Below are 22,587 nucleotides of genomic sequence, written 5' to 3'. Positions count from 1 at the left end.
TGTGTTTTCAATAAACACAAGATTTTTTTATGAAATTCCCTATAAATCCCCTTGAAATTAAACAGAAAAATGCTTATTATATTAGTGTGGTATGTAAAATGGATATAAAGATGAATCATGCACAAATTTTAAGAATGGTTTAACAAATTAAAGGGAGGCAATAAAAAATGATTAGATTTTCAATGATTGGTGCGGCAAGTAATGCCGGCGGTGAGATGTTAAGAATGATGATAAATCACCCTGAAACAGAATTAGCTTATGTAGCGGACGGATTCTCTTCAGGATTACACATCACAGAAGTACACCCTGCATTACAAGGATTTTACGATGCAGTATTATTATCAGACAGCGAAGAAGATGTAGAAACAATTTTGAACGGAACAGATGTACTTTTCTTAGCAGTAAATCCGGGAAATGTATTCCCAATTGCTGAAAAAGCTTTGGCAAAAGGAGTAAAAGTAATTGACTTCGGAGCTGACATTCGTTTCAGAGATTCTAATGTTTGGGAACAATGGTACAAAGTAAAATGTGATTATCCGCAAATGTGTAGAGATGCTGTATACTCTATTCCTGAAATTTGGAGAGATCAAATCAAAGGAAAAAGCTTGATTTCTAATCCAGGATGTTACCCAACTGCATCTGCATTAGGATTGTATCCATTCATCGACAATCATTTGATTGAAAAAGACTCTGTTATCGTTGAAGCAGTGAGCGGAACAACAGGAGCAGGAAGAAGACCTGATTTTTCTAAACTTCACATGGTGCAAGATGGAAACTTCAAAGCTTACGGAGTTGCAGGACACAGACATACTCCTGAAATCGAACAAAGTATCGAAATGATTGGCGGAGAACCATCTAAAATTATCTTTACACCTCACTTAGCTCCAATGCCAAGAGGAATCCATGTTACAATTTACGGAAACTTGAAGAGACCTATGACAGATGAAGAAATCTACGAATTATATGTGAAATACTATAAAGATGAACCATTTGTATTCCCTCACAAAGCAGGAGATTGGCCAAATACAAAATGGACTGTAGCTACTAACCACTGCCACCTTGCAGCAGCTTATGAACCAAGAACACAAAGAATCATCATCTGCTCTGTAATCGATAACATCGGTAAAGGTGCTGCTGGACAAGCTATCCAAAACATGAACATTATCTTCGGATTAGAAGAAACAACAGGATTAAAACTTGCTCCAACATTCCCATAAGAAATAGGAATTGGAACGAAGAAACAGTTGATTAAGAATTGTAATTGAAGGAGGAATATGTATGAATAATACATATCGTTTTGTCGATGGAGGAATCACAGCGCCAAAAGGTTTTACAGCCGGTGCAAAAGCTTGTGATGTTAAAGGAAATAAATCCGGTAAATTAGATATGGCTATTTTATTCTCTGAAGTAGATGCTGTGGCAGCAGGTGTATTTACAACAAATAAATTCGCAGCTCCACCTGTACTTTACTGTAGAGAAGTATTGAAAAACGGAAAAATCCGTGCAGTTGTTGTAAACAGCGGAAACGCTAATGCCGCAACAGGAAAAAAAGGATTAGAAGATGCAAGAGCTTTAGCTGATTGCACTGCTAAAGAATTAAATCTTAAATCAGAAGAAGTATTCGTATGCTCTACAGGAGTTATCGGAGTACATCTTCCATTAGAAAGAATGTTAGAAGGAATCAAAGCAATTGCTCCTACATTGAGCAAAGATAACGGACATATTGCTGAACAAGCAATCATGACAACAGATACAGTTCCAAAAGAAATCTCTTTTGAATTGGAATTATCCGGCGGAACAGTTACAATCGGAGCTATGGCAAAAGGATCAGGAATGATTCATCCAAACATGGCTACAATGTTAGGATATTTGACAACAGACGCTGTTATCGCTCAAGCAGATTTACAAGATATGTTAACAAGAGCAGTTGATAAGAGCTACAATATGTTAACAGTTGACGGAGACACAAGCACAAACGATAGTTTCGTAGTTATGGCTAACGGAAAATCAGGTGTTGAAGTAAAATCAGAAGACGATAAGAAAAAATTCTATGAAGCAATTGAATATGTAAACATGGAAATGGCTAAAAAGATTGCTGCTGACGGAGAAGGAGCTTCTCACTTAGTAGTAGTGGAAGCACAAAATCTTCCGACAGAACATGATGCAAGATTAGTAGCTCGTGCAGTAGCAGGATCAAACCTATTCAAATGTGCTATTTTCGGAAAAGATGCTAACTGGGGTCGTGTAATTTCTGCTGCAGGTTATTCAGGTGCTGAATTCGCAACAGATAAAATCGATGTTAAATTGGGAAGTGTTGCCGGAGAAATCCAAGTAATGCAAGCAGGTGCAGGACTTTCTTTTGACGAAGATAAAGCAGCTAAAGTATTGAATGAAAAAGATATCACAGTATATCTTGACTTCCATGATGGAAATAACAATGCAACAGCATTTGGTTGCGACTTAACATATGACTATGTAAAAATCAACGGAGATTACCGTAGCTAATCACTTGTTCAGGAGGATATTATGGCAAATGTACAAGAAAAAATCGCCGTTTTAATGGAGGCTATGCCTTATATCAAACAATATCAAGGCAAAGTTGTAGTTGTAAAATTCGGCGGAAATGCAATGATTAATGAAGAAGTAAAACGTGCTGTATTGGAAGATGTTGTTTTGATGCAAGCATTAGGAATGAAACCGGTTATTTCTCACGGTGGTGGACCTGCAATTAATCAATTGCTTGAAAAATTGCAAATTCAAAGTGAATTTATCAACGGACTTCGTGTAACAAGCAAAGATGTCATCGAAGTAGTTGAAATGGTATTAGCCGGAAAAGTAAACGGAGAATTAGTACAAAAAGTAACTGCAGCAGGCGGTCAAGCAGTTGGAGTTTCAGGTGTAAGTGCCGGAATTTATCACTGTGAAAAAAGAAAATCTGATGTAGATTACGGATTTGTAGGAGATGTTGTATCTGTAAATCCTGCAGCTGTAGAAGCGTTGATTGACAAAGGATTTATTCCAATCGTGTCACCAATCGGTTCTGACGGACAAGGAAACTCTTATAACATCAACGGAGATACAGCAGCAGGAGAACTTGCTGCCGCATTGAAAGCTGAAAAACTAATCATCCTTACAGATATCGAAGGACTTTGCAACGATATCAAAATCAAAGATGTTATCAATTACTTGAATGTAAAAGATGTGGCACCTTTGAAAGAAAAAGGAACTATCGCAGGCGGAATGATTCCTAAAGTTGATTCTTGCGTAAGCGCTATTGAAAAAGGTGTAAGAAGCGTTCATATTATGGACGGAAGACAACAACATAGCGTATTGTTCGAAGCCTTCGTAAAAGACGGATACGGAACAGTTGTAGGAACAGAAAGCGAAAGCGTTGGAATTAAGTGGTAGTAAGCCAAATTTATTTTGGGGTATAATTGTATCGGCAGTTCTGTTTCTTTGCAGAACTGCTTGATGCACCTTTTTATAAATGATTACAGAAACGAAATGGAAAAAGGAGGATTTACAATGAACGAAAAATTCACATCAAATGCAGCGATTGCTGAAGCAGGGAAAAAATATTTAATGGACACATACGGACAATATCCTGTTGGTATGGTAAGAGGAGAAGGAAGTTATATTTGGGATGCTGACGGCAAGAAATACATCGACTTATTAGAAGGTGTTGCCGTTAACGCATTGGGACACTGCTACCCATCTGTAATGGAAGCTACAATCGAAGCAGCTAAAACATTAACACAATGTGCTAACTACTTCTACATCGAACCGGGTGTTCGTCTTGCTAAAATCATCGTTGAAAACAGTGACTTTGACAAAGTGTTCTTCTCAAACAGTGGAGCTGAAGCAAACGAAGGAGCAATGAAATTAGCTCGTAAATACCAAAAAATGCAAGGACATCCTGAAAAATATACAATCATCAGTATGAGACAATCTTTCCACGGAAGAACATTGGCTACACTTACAGCAACAGGACAAGACAAATCTCACGCAGGATTCGATCCATTGCCGGCAGGATTTGGATACGCAATCATGAATGATATCCAAAGCGTTAAAAATGTTGTTGATGCAAACACAGCAGGTATTATCGTAGAACCTGTTCAAGGTGAAGGTGGAGTTATCCCTGCAACAAAAGAATTCCTTCAAGAATTACGTGCACTTTGCGATGAAAAAGACATTGTGTTGATTTTCGACGAAGTACAAGTAGGATGCGGAAGAACAGGACATCTATTCGCATACCAAGGATACGGAGTAATTCCTGATGTTATGACATTAGCGAAAGCGTTAGGAAACGGTATTCCTGTAGGAGCATTTGCTGCAAGAGGAAAATTTGCTGACGTTCTTCAACCTGGAAACCACGGAACAACATACGGTGGAAACCCAATCGCTACAAACACAGCTGCTGCTGCATTAACAGCAATCATCGAAAACAAATTACCTGAAAGAGCTCAAGAAATGGGAGCATATTTGCAAGACGAATTAAGAAAATTAGCTAAAAAACACCCTGTAATCAAAGAAGTTCGCGGTAAAGGTTTAATCGTTGCTGCAGTAGTGGATGTTCCTGATGCACACGTGTTCACAAACCCATGCTTTGACAAAGGTTTAATCTTGAACTGTACAGCAGGAAACGTATTGAGATTTGTTCCTGCATTGAACATTCCAAAAGAAACTTTGGACGATGCATTAAAAATCTTAGACGAAGTAATGACAGAACAAGGATTCTAAGAATTTCATGATTCATTATTAACTATAAACAAAAACCTACCTTTAATAAAATTATAGTTTACTATGGTTTTGATTTAGAATATAAAGCTTAAAAGGTCAAGGCGTCATCTAATGGTGTAGATGACGCCTTGTTTTAGTACATAAAAGCATAAAATAATAGCAGAATAATAGAAATGTAGCAAAAATATGATATAATGTAGGAGAATGAGTCATCTGAAACAAACTTTTTGGAGTGATTAAGAAAGTAAGCCGGACTTCAATAAAGAGATCAACGAGATGAAATCATATTGTAATACAGTTGTTTTAGAAATAACATAATCTTACAGTATAATGAGACTATTGAATGATTTAACAGAAAAAGGGGGATATTCCTATGAATAAGAAAAGAATAGGAGCATTGATGTTGGGTTCCATGATGATGTGCAGTACCGTGACATCCTATGCTGCAAACTTTAAAGATTTGAACAACCATTGGAGTCAAAAATATGTTGATGATGTTGTATCAAAGGGAGTTATCAAAGGATATGACGATAATACCTTTCGACCGTCACAACCTGTGACAAAAATTGAAAGTATTATTATGATTAGCAATTTATTCCAAGAATCGGAAATCAATGATATTTATGCAAAAAACAAAGCGAAGTACCAAGCAACCATGACAAAAAGCAAGATTCCTGCTTGGGCGGAAAAATATATTGTATTCGGAGTAGAGAAAAAACTCTTCCCTGAAAAAAGTATTCCGTTCTTTATGAATGAAACAAAAGGAAAATCAGTGCAAAGCCTGTCATTTCGCCAAGAGTTCTCCATGTTATTGGTAAATGCACTGTCTTTGAACCAAGAGTTTGCAAAGACACCGTCCGTAAAATATACGGATGCAAAAAGTATTGATGTGAAGGCACTGCCATATATTGAAGTATTAGCAAGAAAGGGGATTGTTTCTCCAACCGGAGCATTCAATCCTAAGAAAAAACTGACTCGTGCGGAAGCTGCTGTAATGCTTTCTAAAAGCTATTCGATTTCACCGAAAGCAAAAAATGCAGGAACAGCACCGATTGTTGACAATCCTGTGACCTCAGAAACAGCCTATATCGGAAAAGTCGGCACCGTTTATGTAAACGGAAACAATGCGACCATCAACTGGTTGGACGCACAGGGAGCTTCTAAAGTGTTTACCAACACAGTAGATCAAATCAAAGTAACAATAGACGGAGTTCCTGCTAATCTTACGGATGTAAAACGAGATTCTCAAGCAACTCTGAAAGCAAACGGAAACAAAGTAGTAGCACTTGATGTGACTACAGGCGGAACATCAAGTATAGGAACAGTACAATTTATCGGAACAATCAAATCCTATGGACAAGATAAAGTGGAAGTCCAAGGAGCATCTGAAACAAGAACATTCTATATCACTAACAACAGTAAAATATTGATTAACGGAAGAGAAGAAAGAGCAAGCAAACTGCAATTAGGGCAATCCATTACAGTAGTAGCTATAGGAAATGATATTGTTCAAGCAATTGTCACAACAGCGTCAAAAGAAATGTCCGGCACCGTTAAAAATATCGACAGAGATACAATTACTATCACAACGTCAAGAGACGGTGCGGTAAAATACGATGTGACTTCATCTACAAAAATCTATCGCGGTTCCAATCGCTTAGATTCCTTAGAAAGACTCTATGTCGGTGAAAAAGTATCTGTAAAATCAGAAGGATTCACTGCAAGTTCTATCGAAGTCGAAGAATCTAAAATCAACTTACGAGGAGCGGTTGTAGTCGGTATGAGTCTACGAACAAAGGGAGAGTCCGAAATTGTTGTCGAAGATAGAGACGGACATGTGTACACCCTGCAAGAAAGCAGCAAAACCAAAATTTATGTTGAAAATCGTCTTCGCAGTTTAGATAATATCAAGTTAGGTTATGAAGTTGATGTGAAAGCGGAAAACGGATATATTATAGAACTATCTACCGAAAAAGAATATGCAGCTCAAAGTATTCAAGGAAAAGTAATCTCCGTAGACTTTAGAGAAGAAGTTTTGGTAGTAGATACCGGAAGTCGAGAAGTTAAAGTAATTGTCGGACCGAGAACAGAGATTAGAAATTCTTACAACAACAGTCCAAGAAGTTTGAATAATATCTTTGAAGGATATGAAATCCGTGCAAACGGAACTGCTCATTCCAACGGTTTTGAAGCAAGTCGTATTATTTATTTCGATAAGTAACAACAAAATAATAAAAAAAGCAATCAACCCCCTAAAGTTGAACAAAAATTCAGCTTTAGGGGGTTTTTGTATTCGGACAAGCAATGAATACTGTTCTGTAATCCTGAATATTTGTGAGATTGTGATGAGTTGAAATAAAATGATAAGGAGTAAACATAGTAAAAGTAAATACCTGAAGAAGCAGATTGGTAATTTCGAATTTTGTTCCTTGCCTACATCAACTTTTGCCTTGGATGGTGGATGAATTTGGAGGATAGATTAGGATAAGTCTTTTATTATTGTTGATATCTATATCAATAATAGTATAATTAAAATTACAGAATGTATTTTTTGGTTAATCTGAGAGTGTAAAGTTAAGATGAAAACGGAAAGATGGAGGGAATGAGAATGTATGAGTTGGAAATTCAAAAATTAAGAACGAAAGGAGTGGAGACAAACAACATGGTAGAAATGAAAAAATCAGCACAATGCACGAGAAAGAAAGCAGGAGTGAAGAAAAAGACAGCACTTGCTCTGTTTCTTTCGGTATGTATGCTGTCTATGTCAGGGTGTATAGGAAGTACTGACAGCAGTAGTGATGGAAGCAGTACGACAGGAGAAGTTCCTGTACTTGCCGGAGTGGATTATGATGAGATGTTCACAGGACCGAACGGAGAAAGACAAAAGACTGACGGCAAATATGCGACAGTTACCAAAGACGGCTTGGTAAGATGGGATCAAGAAAACAAACAATATGAACAGACACCACAGGTAATGGAGATGATGAAAAAAGTTACGGTTAACGGAATCCCTGTTAGCTTACCGATGCAATTTGAAGATATTACCAAGATAAATCCCGACTATAAGAAACTGACATCCATTGATTGCAAAAAAATTATTAAAGACGGAGGAATGGAAGATATAGAAGATAAGAAAACAGGATATTATTTTGGTAATGTGATGAGAATAGATGAATATAAGGAAGATAAGAATATCTTCTTATCCATTTATACTCCTAGTATAACTACTTTAGTATTAGATATTGATTTGGTTCGAGAGCATATTCAGGGATTGAGCAATGAAGGCTTTCGTTCTTTCTGTCAAAGTGATATTCGAGTGGATGGAATCGGAAGGGGGAATACCTTTAATGAAATGTATGAAAAATTTGGAATTCCAGAGAGTGTATATGATGATGGTTCAATTGGTATGAGGATAATATACTATTACGAAAATAAGGAGGAAAATAAGTCATACATTATTATGTTTATAAATAATCAATCAATGAAGAATCCAAAGTCTGGTAAGGAAGAAGAGGTACAAAAAAATATCATACAATCAGTAGATGTTACAGTAATGGAAAAATAAGAAGATATTATTTGTATATAAGGAGGATTATGAGATGGGAACAAATGTTGAAAGTCCAATGGATGATATGGCGAAACAAAATCAAACAATATTTAGTGAAACAACAGAAAATGAAAAAATTGTGGATAATGAAGAAATTTTAGAAAATGATGAAGAAATGGATTTATATCTTGCAAGATATTTGGCAGCATCCGGCAAAACAGAAGAAGAATTGAATGCAATCGATCGTTTTTGCTTAAAAATTGTATATTTTATAAAAGGCGGAGAATCTCCGAAAGTCTCAGGAAACTATGAAGATACCGAAGAATATGAACAAACACAAAAAGTAAGGAAATATATACCGAAGCTTGTTATACTTGGCGGAAGTATTTATATTCTGCTAAAAACACTATACCATGTGTATATTCACACGCATTAAACTTATTATATAGAACAACCTTTTATAGAATAAAGTGAATCATCAAAATAGATTCAAAAAATATATCAAATATAGTACAATAAAAGAAATGATGAATGGTTAAATAATAACTATAACAAATAAGGAGGAGTTCATTATGGCATTTGAAATTATTAGATTAACGGAAGAAGAACAAAAGGAGTTTGCAAAAAGAGGAATTGAAAATCCGAATTGGGAAAGTAGACCCGGTCATCCCTTAGCAATTCCCCTATATCTTACGATTGACAGAGAGAGAGATTATGCTATTTGGAAAAGGAGAAATTCGAGATGATTGGACGCAGCAGTATTTTGTATATATTCACAAGGAGAAAGTAGTTACCTTTTTGGCAGAATATTCTGTTGTAGAATCAGGACACGTTAAGTATCGAATTTATGAAATTTTGAACGGAACAGAGATAACAGAGGAAGATAGAGTGAATCTGCAAGAGGCGTTTGACCGGTATCAAGTATTAGGGACAAACAATAAGATTACTGTAAAAGTCACATTGGTATTTGAAATATAGGAGGGAGAAGAATGAATTTACAGGAAGCATTTGAGGCATTAAAGAATTTGCCTGATACAGCGACATTGGATGATTTGACCAAATTGGCAGGGAGTCTTTCTGCCAGAGATAATTATGCAGGGGAAGGTGCGGTAACTCATTTATATACCAAGACCAATATTAATGACCTTATTCAATCGAATAAAGGAAAGGTTCGTGCAATTAATAATACCGATGCAGCTGAATTTCTTAAGAGTAAAGCATAGACATAATGATTAGTAATACATAAGAGAAATTATCAAATAAAAATTAAGTTATATCTAAAAATATATAAAATATAGTATAATAGAGTAGGAATTGTAAAATTATCAATAAAACGGAGGGATGAGCGAAATTAGAATGAAAACGAAGAAACAGTAGTAAATGATACAAATTAAACAGATGAAAGCATTACTTTTAAGTATGGTGTAGTAAGAAATCGGAAAGAGATGTGATACTGCTGATAACCGTTAAGGAATGTAGTACCACACAGGTATGGAAAAATTAAAATACGAAACAACAAAAAACAATATCAAAAGGCTTAATATTCAGAGCTTGGAGAGCATAAGCGTGATGGTTATAATATACTACAATGCTTAGTTCAATTTAGTATGAAATAATTTTGAGGTAAAAGAATTTAGGAAAAAAGAGTCGCAAATGAAAGAAAGGGGAACAAACAATCAAATGAAAACAAATAACAAAATTGAAACAAATAGTCAAACGGAAGAAATCAGAGAATCGGTGCTACATACAAGAAGTACACAACGAACAAGACGAAAAGTCGGAGTAAAGAAAAAGACAGCACTTGCTTTGTTTCTTTCGGTATGTATGATGTCTATGTCAGGGTGTATAGGAAGTACTGACGGCAGTAGTGATGGGAGCAGTACGACAGGAGAAGTTCCTGTACTTGCCGGAGTGAACTATGATGAGATGTTCACAGGACCGAACGGAGAAAGACAAAAGACCGATGGTAAATATGCCACAGTTACCAAAGACGGCTTGGTAAGATGGGATCAAGAAAACAAACAATATGAACAGACACCGCAAGTGATGGAGATGATGAAAAAAGTTACGGTTGACGGAATCCCTGTTAGCTTACCGATGCAATTTGAAGATATTACCAAAATAAATCCGGACTACAAGAAACTGACATCCATTAATTGTAAAAAAATTATTAAAGATGGTGGAATGGAAGATATAGAAGATAAGAAAACAGGATATTATTTTGGTAATATGACAGGAATAGACGAATATAAAGAAGACAAAAGTATTTTCTTACACATTTATACTCCAAATATTACTACCTTAGTATTGCATATTGATTTGATTCGAGAACATATTGAAGGATTGGATAATATCGGATTTCGTTCTTTATGTCAAAGTGATATTCGGGTAGATGGAATCGGACGTGGAAATACCTTTAATGAAATGTATGAGAAATTTGGCATTCCATACGAGGTAGCTGATATAGAGTCGCTTGGAGTATGTGTAACCTACTATTATGAAAACAGGAAAGAAGACAAGGCATATATTATTCGATTTATGAATGATGATCTATTGATGAATCCGAAGTCTGGTAAGGAAGAAGAGGTACAGAAAAATATGATACATTCAGTAGATGTTGTTGTAATGGAACAACAACTATAATGGTATTTTTAGTTTCAAAAAGAAACAGAACATTAAACAAAGTATAAGAACGATATGCTTAAATTAGTGTTGATATTAAGGCTACTTATGGGTAGTGTCAAGTTCAAGTTATATATATGTGTAATTAAGTAAAACAGGAGGGAAGAATTGTGATGAAAGAACTAAGTCTGGAAATGAAAGAACGGATAGTTGAAGAAATACTGAATGAATTTAGACAAGGAAATGCGATAAATGGGACTTTTTTGATAAAAAAGATTTTTGCTATAACCAATAACGATTTGGGAGAAGATGTGGAAAAGATCATTGGTATGTTAGAAGATAGTTTGGATAATTCAATTTATTATATCATGGAGACTTATTCCGAACAGTTGTTAACACCGGGAGAGTACGAAGCGGTAAATGAGCTTCAAGATTTTATTGATGCAGTGAATTATGTGAAGATAGCATATGATTTGATATTGACATCAAAAGATTGTATGGAACTGAAAAAAATGGAGAAAGACTTTCTTGAATTGGAAAAAGAATGTAAAAAAGATCCTGATAATCAAGAAAAATATGAGTTACTTCAGAGACAAAGAAGTGAAAAGATTAAAAAAGAGAATGATATTGTCGGTACTCTTTTGGGCATACCTATATCTTTTATAAAAAAATTTCCGGGATTTGGAACATATGCTGCTTGTACCTTAGAAGGAGGACTTTTGTGCTTGGATAAAGGGACTGAGCTTTTGATAAGACATAGGGAGCAATTAGAAGACTCTTTGCGTGATATTTTGAAAGGGACAGGGATTATTATTTCTTTGGATGCAGAAAGCAGTAGAGAGATATTTCGACAAAGAGATATTTTTAATTTTATATCACGTTCAAAATTATCAAAGGAAAATAAGCGGATGCAAGAGAGTCAAGAAAAGTTTAAAAAAGCATGGGATGATATGAAAAAAGTAGCAGGAAAAGTCGGAGAAAAAATAAAAGATATTGTAAAAGGGACAGAGGGCAAAATAAATGATAATGGCGTTGAAAAAATAAAAGATGCCCAAGGCGATGTAACGAGACCATATGATCCGTTGGTAGTAGATTTGAATCATAACGGCTTTGACCTTCATTCCGTAGAAAACGGAGTATATTTTGATTTGGATAACAATGGAACCAAAGAGAAGACTTCATGGGTGGACAAACAAGACGGATTTTTGGTAATGGATCAAAACGGAAACGGCAAAATAGATACCGGAGCAGAATTGTTCGGAGAAAAAGTTTTGCTCAAAAACGGACAATATTCCGACGGAGCAATTGATGTCTTATCGGAATTTGATGAAAACGGAGACGGAATCATTGACGACAAAGATAGTGTATTTGACAAACTGATGATATGGCAGGATCTTAACCATAATGGAATTAGTGAAGAAGGAGAGTTAAAAACTCTAAAAGAACATCATATTGTAGGGTTAAAACTCACCGATATTCAATCTCATCAAAGAAACATAGCAGGCTCTACTCTTAGAAAGAGCATGACCTATATCTATGAAGAGACCGTTACAAACGAAAAAGGCGAAGAAATAAAAAGTCAAAAAGAAGGAACAATAGGAGAATTTCTTTTGGCGAAAGATAATATTGATACACATGATACAGAGCAAGGACAAGATATGTTAAGTCAGTTAGATTTAAGTAAAGAAGACGAGGCGGCTCTATATCATACCGTAAAAAACTTGCCTGATATTCGATCCTTCGGACGATTCAAACGCTTACACAATGCAATGGTATTAGATAAAAGCGGAGTTTTGGTTGGATTAGTGCAACAATTTCAAAACAGTAAAAACAGTGCAGAAAGAGAAAATCTGTTAGAACAAATTTTGTTATTTATGGCAGATGCAACTGATGTAGATGCAAGCACTAAAGGACAGTATGCCAATGCAAAACACATCAAAGTCTTGGAACATGTCTTTGATAATCCGTTGAGAGAAGGAGTTTTGGATAAGCGACTCGGACAAACTTATGAAGATGCATATCATGACATTAAAAGTGTGTACTATACAACACTTTCTATGCAGACAAGCTTGAAAGATATGCAGGAATTTTTTCTATCTAAAGAAAATAAACTTATTAACATCGCACTTCTTAACAAATATCTTGAGCTGCAATTATTACAAGACAAAGAGAATTCCGAATTTTTGTTTGAAGAAACAACAAAAGTGCTTATGTACTTAGATTCTCTTGGAATCGAAGGATTTGAGCAATTCAAACACCATTTTGGAAGCCTTTCAACAAGATATTTCCATAAGTTCGCAGAATTAAACGTCAAACAGTATCGTGAAAATACCGACAACACAACTACGTATTTGTATACCAAAGGGGTTACCATTCATGCAGGAGATGGAAACAACATCATACAAGGAACTTTTAACGGTCCTTCCGGAAATGATTATATTTATGCCGGAAAAGGAAACGATATGATTTATGGAGGAACAGGCTCAGATACCTACTTCTTCGAAAAAGGTGACGGAAACGATACAATTAAAGAGAGCATTAACGCCAAAGATACCAATATCGTCGTGTTTGGAAAAGGAATCAAGAAAGAAAATCTTCAAATCAGACGATTGAATCATCACGATGTGAAGATTACCATAAAAGGAACAGATGATTCTTTAACAATTCAAGGACAAATTCAGAATAACGAAAAAGGAGCAATAGATGAATTTTTCTTCTTTGACGGAGAACGAATGACCTACAAAGAATTGAAAGAATCAGCAAATCAAATAACAACAGGAGACGACTTTATAGAAACTACGAATGACAATGATGAAATAGACTTGTTATCCGGAGACGATACCGTATACACAAAATCAGGCAAAGATACTATTCATGGAAATGCAGGAGCAGATACCATTTATGCCGGAGAAGGAGACGATATCCTGTATGGAGATGAAGGTTCAGATAAACTCTATGGTGAAAACGGTGAAGACACATTGATAGGCGGAACAGGAGACGATTATCTAAACGGAGGGTATGGAGCAGATACTTATCTATTCCACAAAGGTGACGGAATAGATACGATAGAAGAATATGATTACAACACCCAAAATATAGATAAAATACAACTGGATAAAGATATCAAAAAAGAAGACATCATCCTAAACAGAAAAGGAAATGACTTGGAAATCACATTCAAAGCCGGAAATGACAAAATTATCGTAAAAAATCAATTCGCCAATGCAAACAGCACCATAGAACAAATTGTGTATGGAAACAATCAAATCATAGCCTTCCAAGAAATGTTAGATACAACCAATCAAAATAGTATAAAAGAACACTTGTTACAAGGAGCATACACCGATGATATATTAGTAGGAAGTCAAGAAAGCGACACCATCCATGGATATGACGGACAAGATCAAATTACAGGAGGCAAAGGCGACGATATCCTAGACGGAGGATATGGAAACGACACCTACTACTACAATAAAGGTGACGGAAGTGATATCATCACAGACTATTCAGGAAACAACACCCTGATATTAGGAGAAGGAATTAGCAAAGACAAAGTGGTATTCACCCGTGTCAGCAGAGAAGATATTGTGATGAGCATTGTTGGAACAGAAGACAAGATCACCATAAAAAACCAATGGAACAATAGAACCATAGACAAAGTACAATTCCACGATGGAAGCAGTCTTACCTATGACCAAATTAAGAGTATCGTAAACACTCCAACTGATCGTGATGATTACCTTGAAGGGACAAACGGAGCAGATATCTTAGAAGGAGGAAAAGGCAACGACCATCTAAACGGTGGATATGGAGGAGATACCTATGTATTCAGTCGGGGAGACGGACAAGACACCATAGAAGATTATAGCGGAGGATATGAAGGAGTCGACAAGCTGATATTCAAAGACATTAACAGAGAAGATGTCATCTTCAGTAGAGAAAGCGAAAAAGACATTACCATTTTAGTTAAAAACAGTAACGACAAAATTAAAATCAAATACGGCAACAATCCATATCATGCAATCGAAGAAATTCATTTTGCCAACGGAGAAGTAATGACTTATGAAGAAATGATGAAACAACCGTTTGAGTACTATGGAGACGAGCAAGACAATACCATCAACACCTATTCCACAGACGATAAAATATTTGCCGGAGCCGGGAATGACAGAATCCATGCAGGAGATGGAAACAATATCGTATATGGAGGAGAAGGAAACGACGAAATCAGATCCGGAAGTGGAAACGATATCTTAGAAGGAGGAAAAGGCAACGACCATCTAAACGGTGGATATGGAGGAGATACCTATGTATTCAGTCGGGGAGACGGACAAGACACCATAGAAGATTATAGCGGAGGATATGAAGGAGTCGACAAGCTGATATTCAAAGACATTAACAGAGAAGATGTCATCTTCAGTAGAGAAAGCGAAAAAGACATTACCATTTTAGTTAAAAACAGTAACGACAAAATTAAAATCAAATACGGCAACAATCCATATCATGCAATCGAAGAAATTCATTTTGCCAACGGAGAAGTAATGACTTATGAAGAAATGATGAAACAACCGTTTGAGTACTATGGAGACGAGCAAGACAATACCATCAACACCTATTCCACAGACGATAAAATATTTGCCGGAGCCGGGAATGACAGAATCCATGCAGGAGATGGAAACAATATCGTATATGGAGGAGAAGGAAACGACGAAATCAGATCCGGAAGAGGAAATGATACTTTAGTTGGAGGAAAAGGAAACGATTATCTGCAAGGATATTATGGAGCAGACACCTATATCTTCAGTCGAGGAGACGGACAAGACATAGTAGATGAAAACAATTCAGATAATAGTCATAGTGTAGTAGACAAAATAGTATTTACAGACATCAATCGAGAAGACGTAATCTTCACAAAAGAAAACAACTCAGATGTTACAATCAAAGTAAAAGGAAGTGAAGACAAAGTCACAATCAAGAATGCGCATTCAAATGATTGGCAAATAGAAGAAATTCATTTTGCCAACGGAGAAGTAATGACTTATGAAGAAATGATGAAACAGCCGTTTGAATACTATGGAGATGAGAAAGACAATACCATCAACACCTATTCCACAGACGATAAAATATTTGCCGGAGCCGGGAATGACAGAATCCATGCAGGTGATGGAAACAATATCGTATATGGAGGAGAAGGAAACGACGAAATCAGATCCGGAAGAGGAAATGATACTTTAGTTGGAGGAAAAGGAAACGATTATCTGCAAGGATATTATGGAGCAGACACCTATATCTTCAGTCGAGGAGACGGACAAGACATAGTAGATGAAAACAATTCAGATAATAGTCATAGTGTAGTAGACAAAATAGTATTTACAGACATCAATCGAGAAGACGTAATCTTCACAAAAGAAAACAACTCAGATGTTACAATCAAAGTAAAAGGAAGTGAAGACAAAGTCACAATCAAGAATGCGCATTCAAATGATTGGCAAATAGAAGAAATTCATTTTGCCAACGGAGAAGTAATGACTTATGAAGAAATGATGAAACAGCCGTTTGAATACTATGGAGATGAGAAAGACAATACCATCAACACCTATTCCACAGACGATAAAATATTTGCCGGAGCTGGGAATGACAGAATCCATGCAGGTGATGGAAACAATATCGTATATGGAGGAGAAGGAAACGACGAAATCAGATCCGGAAGAGGAAATGATATCTTAGAAGGAGGAAAGGGAAACGATTATCTAAACGGCGGATATGGAGGAGATACCTATATATTCCATAAAGGAGACGGTAACGATACCATCTTTGATGAAAACGGTTCACAAGATAAAGTAATCACAGCAAGTGATATGCTTCATACCATATTTGAAAAAGATGGAAATGATATGAGAATGACCATAGCAGGAAGAGAAGACAGTGTTACGGTAAAAAATTGGTATTCATCTGACAGTTATAAGATAGAAGAGTTCCATGGAGAAGAAAAAAGTATGATAACATCAAGACAGATTGATCTTTTAATTCAAGCCATGGCAAGCTTCAGTCAGGAAAAAGGAATATCTTGGAGCAAAGCAATAGAAGAAAGACCGACAGAAGTAGAAGCAGTTGTACAAAACTTCTGGGCAAAACAAATGTAACTGAAGGTGTTTGAAGAAAAATATATTGCTTGTACTTGCAAAACAAAGATGAAATTACAGATAAGCAAGTGTTGGCAACAATGCTTTTATCACAAAATAACCGGTAACAAAAACCGATTACCGGAGAATTAAGAACAGAAACATAAAAAAGAAAAGGGATGGAATAAAGAGAAGGATACAATAGGGGAAACTGCAAATTTCTCTTCAAAAAAACAGAATGATAAGAGTAGAAAAGTAAGAGAAATTTGCATCCTCTTTATTGTATTTACAGGGATTTAATTGAAAGATTAGGCAAAACAATCCAAAAATATACAGGAGGAATACATTTTGAGTTTGGAACAACAGTATCAACGAGATATAGAAATGGATGGGGCTTTGGATACAGGAATGGAGTGCTTTCTTTCCATTGCAAAATATCATGAGATTGATGTCAATGCCAATCAAATCAGACATGCTCTGGCGATTGAGGAGAAGATGGAGATTTATGATATTGTGAAGGCGGCACAAGAAATCAAACTGAAATCCAAAATTGCACAGATTACATATGAAGAAATAGAAAAAATGGTATTACCTGCAATCATTCAAAAACAAGATAATACTTTTTTTATGATAGCAAAAGCGGATCGCGAAAAAGTACTTTGTCTATTTCCTGACAAACAAGCCCCTGTCATCTTACAAAGAGAAGAATTTGAACAGCTTTGGAATCATAAGATAGTTCTATTTACCAAAAAATATTGGAAAAATGCAGATGTAAAATTCGGACTGAAGTGGTTTTTACCCGATATTATCAAATACAAACAACAATTTCTGCAAGTACTTGTTGCAGCACTTACCATACAAATCCTTGGGATATTCACCCCGATGATGATACAGGTAGTTATCGATAAGGTGTTGGTACACAATGCGATGAATACGTTGAATGTACTTGCAATTGCTTTAGTTGTGATAGGAATCTTTGAGACAATAATGAGTATTGCTAAAAACTATGTTTTTACTGACACGGCATCCAAAATAGATGTGTTGCTCAGTGCACGACTGTTCAAACATCTTTTTTCCCTTCCTTTTCGATATTTTGAAATTAGAAGGGTTGGAGATACTATCGCAAGAGTAAGAGAATTGGAGACGATACGACAATTTTTGACCGGAGCACCACTGAATACATTGTTAGATACTGCGTTCATCATTGTCTACATCATAGTAATGTTTTTCTACAGTACTACCCTAACATGGATTGTTATATTATCTATGCCGTTATTTGTACTTCTTTCAGCAGTTGTAACACCTATATTTCGAACAAGATTGGAAGAGAGATTCAATACAGGAGCACATGCACAATCCTACCTTGTAGAAAGCGTAACAGGTGTTCAGACAATTAAAGCATTTGCACTTGAACCAAAAATTCAAAGAAAATGGGAAGATTTTCAAGCGGAGTATATCAAATGTAGTTTCAAGACATCAGTATTAGCAGGTAATGCGGGAGCAATCGGACAATTCATCCAAAAAACATTCGATATTCTGGTATTGTATTTTGGTGCAAAACTTGTTATCGATAATCAATTGTCTGTTGGCCAACTCATTGCCTTTCGGATGCTTTCCTCCAGAGTGAGCGGACCTGTTCTTAGGTTGGTACAAGTATGGCAAGAGTTTCAACAAACAGGAATTTCTATTGAACGGTTGGGGGATATTTTTAACAGTAAAAGTGAACCGAGTGTCGATCCGTCCAAAGTATCCCTTCCTGAAATTAAAGGAGAAATTCGATTTGAAAAAGTCAGATTTCGTTATGATGTCCAAAGCAGTGAAGTTATTCGGGATATGAGTTTTACCATAAATCCCGGAGAAATTGTAGGAATCGTCGGACGATCAGGAAGCGGAAAATCAACCATTTCCAAACTTATTCAACGGCTATATATTCCGGAAATGGGAAAAATTTTGATAGACGGAGCAGATATTTCTTTAGTAGATCCGTCGTGGCTTAGAAGACAGATAGGAGTTGTTTTGCAAGAAAACTTCCTGTTCAATGCAACCATTAAAGAAAATATCAGTGTGCACAAACCCGGAGCAAGCATGGAAGAAATCATAGAAATTGCAAAAATAGCGGGGGCACATGATTTTATATTGGAATTTCCAAATGGATATAATACCATGGTAGGAGAGAACGGAACCGGATTATCCGGAGGACAAAAACAGAGAATCGCCATCGCAAGAGCATTGCTCAGCAATCCGAGAATCCTTATATTTGATGAAGCAACTTCCGCGCTTGATTATGAATCCGAGAGTATTATACAGCAGAACCTCAAAAAAATATGTCAGGGAAGAACTGTAATTATTATTGCACATAGACTTTCCACAATCAAAGATGCAGATAAAATTATGGCAATCGATAAAGGACAATTGGTAGAATTTGATACCGGTGCAAATCTTCTGGCACAAAAAGGACTATACTACTATCTTCATACACAACAAGAAAAGGGGTTGTAAATAATGGGCAAAATTAGAAGATATATATTCACTATTTTGCAAAATAATAGAATACAACGAATGAAAGAGTATTTTCAAAAACAGAGAGTAAAATACAAAACAAAGTATCATCGCTATGTCAACACACAAGAACAGAAAATAGATGAAGAGTTGCAATATGAATTTCTTCCGTCAGCACTGGAAATTATTGAAAGACCATCAAGCAAAATAGGAAAACGCATCATATATGGAATTTTCTATTTTCTTATTTTTGTATTACTTTGGTCAATCATTGGTAAAGTGGATGAGGTGGCAGTCGCAAGAGGAAAAATTGTGCCGGATGGAAGAATTAAAGTCGTTCAACCGATGAGTGATGGAGTTATCACGGAAATCTGTGTAGATGAAGGGGAACATGTTAAAAAAGGTCAAGTTCTAATGGAAATGGATACCACTTTACAAGAAGTGGATCAAGATGAAATTCAAAAGGCTTTGAATATAGCATATATTGAAAAAAGTCTGCTACAAAAAACGTTGGAAGGACAAGATGTGACAGATAAATTACAAGAAGTACAAATTTCTGAAGAGGTGAAAAATACGCTCCTTCATTTAAGTGAATCAAGAGAGTTAGATTATAAGGGAAAACAAGAAGCATTACAACTGCAAAAAGAGCAGGCACAGGAGAGATTGCTCTCTGCCGAAGCGGAATATCGACGTCAGGTAAGGCAAAAACCGATCAATCAAATCAGAGAAAAAGAACTGAAGGAAGTAACGGAAATTCCGAAGACAGAAACTCTGGAGTTGAAAAAGCTTGAAAATAAAATTTCTATCTTAGAAAAAGAAGAAACTATGCAAAAACAATTATATGAAGCAGGAGCAATAGCAAAACAAGATTGGGAAAATGCAAAAAATGCTGTATCAATAGCAAAAAAAGAATATGCTACACAGACAGCAAAAGCTCATATGCAACAGACTAATTCTGTTTTGGAATGGCAAAACGCAAAAAGTTCTACACTTAATTTAGAAGATAGCATAGAATTACAGAAAATCAAGATACAGCAAGCAGAAAAAGAAATTGCATTAGCAGAAAAAGAAATGGACAATCTGAAACAAAATTACAGAACAAGCCTGCTTAATTATATTGTAGAGAAAGATAAAGAAATACAGGAACTTACCTCAAAACTGGAAAAAGCAAACAAAATTTTGGCTTTTCAGACACTGGAATCACCAACCAACGGAATTGTACAGGGAATTGCATCTAATACAGTAGGAGGAGTAATCACAAAAGCACAAACTGTTATGACTATTGTACCTGAAAACACACCACTTGTGATAGAAGCATATTTAAACAACAAGGATATAGGTTTTGTAAGGCAAGGTCAAGAAGTACGGGTGAAACTGGATGCTTTCTCTTATCAAAAATATGGAACAATAGACGGAATTATTACCAAAGTAAGTCCGGATGCTTATGAAGATGAAAAAATGGGACTTGTTTACAAAATTAGTATACAAATGAAAAAAACAGCATTAAAAGTAGAAGGAGAAGAAGTGAAACTGAGTCCGGGAATGGCGGTAGTTGCCGAAATTAAAACAGGGAAACGAAGGATTATTGAATTTTTTATGGAACCGGTATTAAGAAGTTTGGATGAAAGTATTACTCTGAAGTAAGGGGAAGAAAAGAAGCAAAGTGAGATTTGAAATAATTTAGGGATTAATGATACTAAAACATAACGGATTACAAATTATATGCGATATAATGTAGGGAAAAGTAGGATCAAAAGCATTACTCGCAGAAATGGGAGTATTTGGTTTTAATTAGATATCAGTATAAAGTTATCACAAAAATCTGCTTTTTTTAATTCTGTTCTATTTTATTCTATTTATTTATAATCATACACTATGTTTACATTTTAATACTAAAATCCCATTAAACGATTGAGCCAATACAATCTATACAAGGTATACTCTATGATTGTTTCATCAATCAGTTTATTTACACTTTCAAAGAGTCTGTCCATAACTTTTTCAAGTATCTGAAATACTTCATTTTTCAGGAAATAATGAAATGATTCTATTGAGTTTCAGTATTGGTATAAAATACTCATCTTCCCTAAACTTGGACAAAAAACTCAGCGTTAGTTTTTTGTATAAGAAAACCATCGACTGTGCCGATGGTTGTTTATTTCGATATCATCTTTTATTTTTTGACATTTGCCTGATTTTTGACAGCGTTCATTTTTGCTTCTACTTCTGCAGGATCGCCAAGGTAGTAATGTTTGATCGGTTTGAAATCTTTGTCCAATTCATACACAAGAGGGATTCCTGTCGGAATATTGATTCCTACGATTTCTTCATCGGATACATTGTCCAAATATTTTACAAGAGAACGAAGGGAGTTGCCGTGTGCAACAACAATTACCTGTTTTCCGTCTGTCATATCTTTTTTGACTGTTTCTTTATAGTATGGAATCACACGAGCAACGCAGTCTTTCAGGCATTCTGCCAACGGAAGCTCGTCTTTGTTTACATTTTTGTAAGGAACTTGATTTGCAGGATTTTTTTCGTCTTCTTCTGTGAGGTAAGGCGGTCTGATGTCATAGGATCTTCTCCATTCAAGCACCTTTTCTTTTCCATATTTTTCGGTTGTTTCTGCCTTATTTAAGCCTTGCAATTTTCCGTAGTGACGCTCGTTCAATTTCCAAGATTTGTGAACAGGAATCCATTCTTCATCTAATTCTTGTAATATGTGGTTTGCCGTATGAATGGCACGCTTCAGATAGGAAGTGTAGCATACATCAAAACGGAATCCTTCTTCTTTTAGAAGTTGACCTGCCTCGATTGCTTCTTGGTGACCGTTTTCGGACAAATCCACATCCATCCAACCGGTAAAAAGATTTAATTTATTCCATTCGCTTTCGCCGTGTCTTACCAAAACTAATTTATAACTCATTGTTTCAAAGTCCTCCTTCTCGTGTTATGTAAGTTGTTTGTATCGTATATACTTTATCTATCATACTACAAAATAAGATAGAATGAAATCAAAACAGAGAAGTTTTTGTATTTTATGAAAATCTTTGACAT

Annotated in this window: 15 protein-coding genes; 14 read left to right on the top strand and 1 reads right to left on the bottom strand. The window is 35.8% G+C overall.

The window, feature by feature from the left end:
- Nucleotides 1-167: 167 nt before the first annotated feature.
- The 14 genes from argC (at nucleotide 168) to HMPREF0389_RS03735 (ending at nucleotide 21,174) form a co-directional block, all read left to right on the top strand.
- Nucleotides 168-1,217 (top strand): N-acetyl-gamma-glutamyl-phosphate reductase, encoded by a 1,050-nt coding sequence (argC, locus tag HMPREF0389_RS03795; RefSeq protein ID WP_014262376.1) that lies wholly within the window; start codon nucleotides 168-170, stop codon nucleotides 1,215-1,217.
- 61 nt (nucleotides 1,218-1,278) lie between these two features.
- The gene (argJ, locus tag HMPREF0389_RS03790) at nucleotides 1,279-2,505 is read left to right on the top strand and encodes a bifunctional glutamate N-acetyltransferase/amino-acid acetyltransferase ArgJ (protein ID WP_014262375.1); all 1,227 of its coding nucleotides are present in this window, start codon (nucleotides 1,279-1,281) and stop codon (nucleotides 2,503-2,505) included.
- 21 nt (nucleotides 2,506-2,526) lie between these two features.
- The gene (gene argB / locus HMPREF0389_RS03785; protein ID WP_014262374.1) at nucleotides 2,527-3,408 is read left to right on the top strand and encodes an acetylglutamate kinase; all 882 of its coding nucleotides are present in this window, start codon (nucleotides 2,527-2,529) and stop codon (nucleotides 3,406-3,408) included.
- Nucleotides 3,409-3,525: 117 nt separating this feature from the next.
- Nucleotides 3,526-4,740 (top strand): aspartate aminotransferase family protein, encoded by a 1,215-nt coding sequence (locus HMPREF0389_RS03780; RefSeq protein WP_014262373.1) that lies wholly within the window; start codon nucleotides 3,526-3,528, stop codon nucleotides 4,738-4,740.
- A 373-nt stretch (nucleotides 4,741-5,113) separates the two neighbouring features.
- Complete coding sequence (locus tag HMPREF0389_RS08720; protein ID WP_014262372.1) at nucleotides 5,114-6,961, top strand: S-layer homology domain-containing protein; 1,848 nt, start codon at nucleotides 5,114-5,116, stop codon at nucleotides 6,959-6,961.
- Nucleotides 6,962-7,348: 387 nt separating this feature from the next.
- Nucleotides 7,349-8,305 (top strand): hypothetical protein, encoded by a 957-nt coding sequence (locus tag HMPREF0389_RS03770; RefSeq protein ID WP_014262371.1) that lies wholly within the window; start codon nucleotides 7,349-7,351, stop codon nucleotides 8,303-8,305.
- Nucleotides 8,306-8,339: 34 nt separating this feature from the next.
- Nucleotides 8,340-8,723, top strand: a complete 384-nt coding sequence (locus HMPREF0389_RS03765) for a hypothetical protein (RefSeq protein WP_014262370.1) — start codon at nucleotides 8,340-8,342, stop codon at nucleotides 8,721-8,723.
- Between the two features lie 136 nt (nucleotides 8,724-8,859).
- Nucleotides 8,860-9,033 carry a hypothetical protein gene (locus HMPREF0389_RS09005; protein WP_156775240.1) on the top strand — a complete coding sequence of 58 codons (174 nt, stop codon included), beginning with the start codon at nucleotides 8,860-8,862 and terminating at the stop codon, nucleotides 9,031-9,033.
- The gene (locus tag HMPREF0389_RS03760; protein WP_014262369.1) at nucleotides 9,002-9,265 is read left to right on the top strand and encodes a hypothetical protein; all 264 of its coding nucleotides are present in this window, start codon (nucleotides 9,002-9,004) and stop codon (nucleotides 9,263-9,265) included. Before HMPREF0389_RS09005 ends, HMPREF0389_RS03760 begins: the two co-directional genes overlap by 32 nt.
- Before the next feature lie 11 nt (nucleotides 9,266-9,276).
- Nucleotides 9,277-9,510 (top strand): hypothetical protein, encoded by a 234-nt coding sequence (locus HMPREF0389_RS03755; protein WP_014262368.1) that lies wholly within the window; start codon nucleotides 9,277-9,279, stop codon nucleotides 9,508-9,510.
- Nucleotides 9,511-9,967: 457 nt separating this feature from the next.
- Nucleotides 9,968-10,930, top strand: coding sequence for a hypothetical protein (locus tag HMPREF0389_RS03750; protein ID WP_242821726.1), 963 nt, complete (start codon nucleotides 9,968-9,970; stop codon nucleotides 10,928-10,930).
- Between the two features lie 152 nt (nucleotides 10,931-11,082).
- Complete coding sequence (locus HMPREF0389_RS03745; RefSeq protein WP_014262366.1) at nucleotides 11,083-17,052, top strand: calcium-binding protein; 5,970 nt, start codon at nucleotides 11,083-11,085, stop codon at nucleotides 17,050-17,052.
- A 327-nt stretch (nucleotides 17,053-17,379) separates the two neighbouring features.
- Nucleotides 17,380-19,530, top strand: coding sequence for a type I secretion system permease/ATPase (locus HMPREF0389_RS03740; protein WP_014262365.1), 2,151 nt, complete (start codon nucleotides 17,380-17,382; stop codon nucleotides 19,528-19,530).
- A 3-nt stretch (nucleotides 19,531-19,533) separates the two neighbouring features.
- Nucleotides 19,534-21,174, top strand: a complete 1,641-nt coding sequence (locus HMPREF0389_RS03735) for an HlyD family type I secretion periplasmic adaptor subunit (protein ID WP_041250783.1) — start codon at nucleotides 19,534-19,536, stop codon at nucleotides 21,172-21,174.
- A 529-nt stretch (nucleotides 21,175-21,703) separates the two neighbouring features.
- Here the strand turns inward: HMPREF0389_RS03735 and gpmA are convergent.
- Nucleotides 21,704-22,456: a 2,3-diphosphoglycerate-dependent phosphoglycerate mutase gene (gene gpmA, locus HMPREF0389_RS03730; RefSeq protein WP_014262363.1), complete on the bottom strand. Its 753-nt coding sequence runs from the start codon at nucleotides 22,454-22,456 to the stop codon at nucleotides 21,704-21,706.
- Nucleotides 22,457-22,587 lie beyond the last annotated feature (131 nt).

The organism is Filifactor alocis ATCC 35896 (assembly GCF_000163895.2).
Classification (GTDB): Bacteria; Bacillota; Clostridia; order Peptostreptococcales; family Filifactoraceae; genus Filifactor; species Filifactor alocis.
Note: the sequence above shows the minus strand (reverse complement) of the source record. Positions and strands in the feature narration are given on the sequence as shown.

Coding starts and splice junctions, on each gene's coding strand:
- argB (WP_014262374.1), top strand. CDS start 2,527: ATGGCAAATGTACAAGAAAAAATCGCCGTTTTAATGGAGGCTATGCCT.
- HMPREF0389_RS03765 (WP_014262370.1), top strand. CDS start 8,340: ATGGGAACAAATGTTGAAAGTCCAATGGATGATATGGCGAAACAAAAT.
- HMPREF0389_RS03770 (WP_014262371.1), top strand. CDS start 7,349: ATGTATGAGTTGGAAATTCAAAAATTAAGAACGAAAGGAGTGGAGACA.
- HMPREF0389_RS09005 (WP_156775240.1), top strand. CDS start 8,860: ATGGCATTTGAAATTATTAGATTAACGGAAGAAGAACAAAAGGAGTTT.
- argJ (WP_014262375.1), top strand. CDS start 1,279: ATGAATAATACATATCGTTTTGTCGATGGAGGAATCACAGCGCCAAAA.
- gpmA (WP_014262363.1), bottom strand. CDS start 22,456: ATGAGTTATAAATTAGTTTTGGTAAGACACGGCGAAAGCGAATGGAAT.
- HMPREF0389_RS03750 (WP_242821726.1), top strand. CDS start 9,968: ATGAAAACAAATAACAAAATTGAAACAAATAGTCAAACGGAAGAAATC.
- HMPREF0389_RS03735 (WP_041250783.1), top strand. CDS start 19,534: ATGGGCAAAATTAGAAGATATATATTCACTATTTTGCAAAATAATAGA.
- HMPREF0389_RS03760 (WP_014262369.1), top strand. CDS start 9,002: ATGCTATTTGGAAAAGGAGAAATTCGAGATGATTGGACGCAGCAGTAT.
- HMPREF0389_RS03745 (WP_014262366.1), top strand. CDS start 11,083: ATGAAAGAACTAAGTCTGGAAATGAAAGAACGGATAGTTGAAGAAATA.
- HMPREF0389_RS08720 (WP_014262372.1), top strand. CDS start 5,114: ATGAATAAGAAAAGAATAGGAGCATTGATGTTGGGTTCCATGATGATG.
- HMPREF0389_RS03755 (WP_014262368.1), top strand. CDS start 9,277: ATGAATTTACAGGAAGCATTTGAGGCATTAAAGAATTTGCCTGATACA.
- argC (WP_014262376.1), top strand. CDS start 168: ATGATTAGATTTTCAATGATTGGTGCGGCAAGTAATGCCGGCGGTGAG.
- HMPREF0389_RS03780 (WP_014262373.1), top strand. CDS start 3,526: ATGAACGAAAAATTCACATCAAATGCAGCGATTGCTGAAGCAGGGAAA.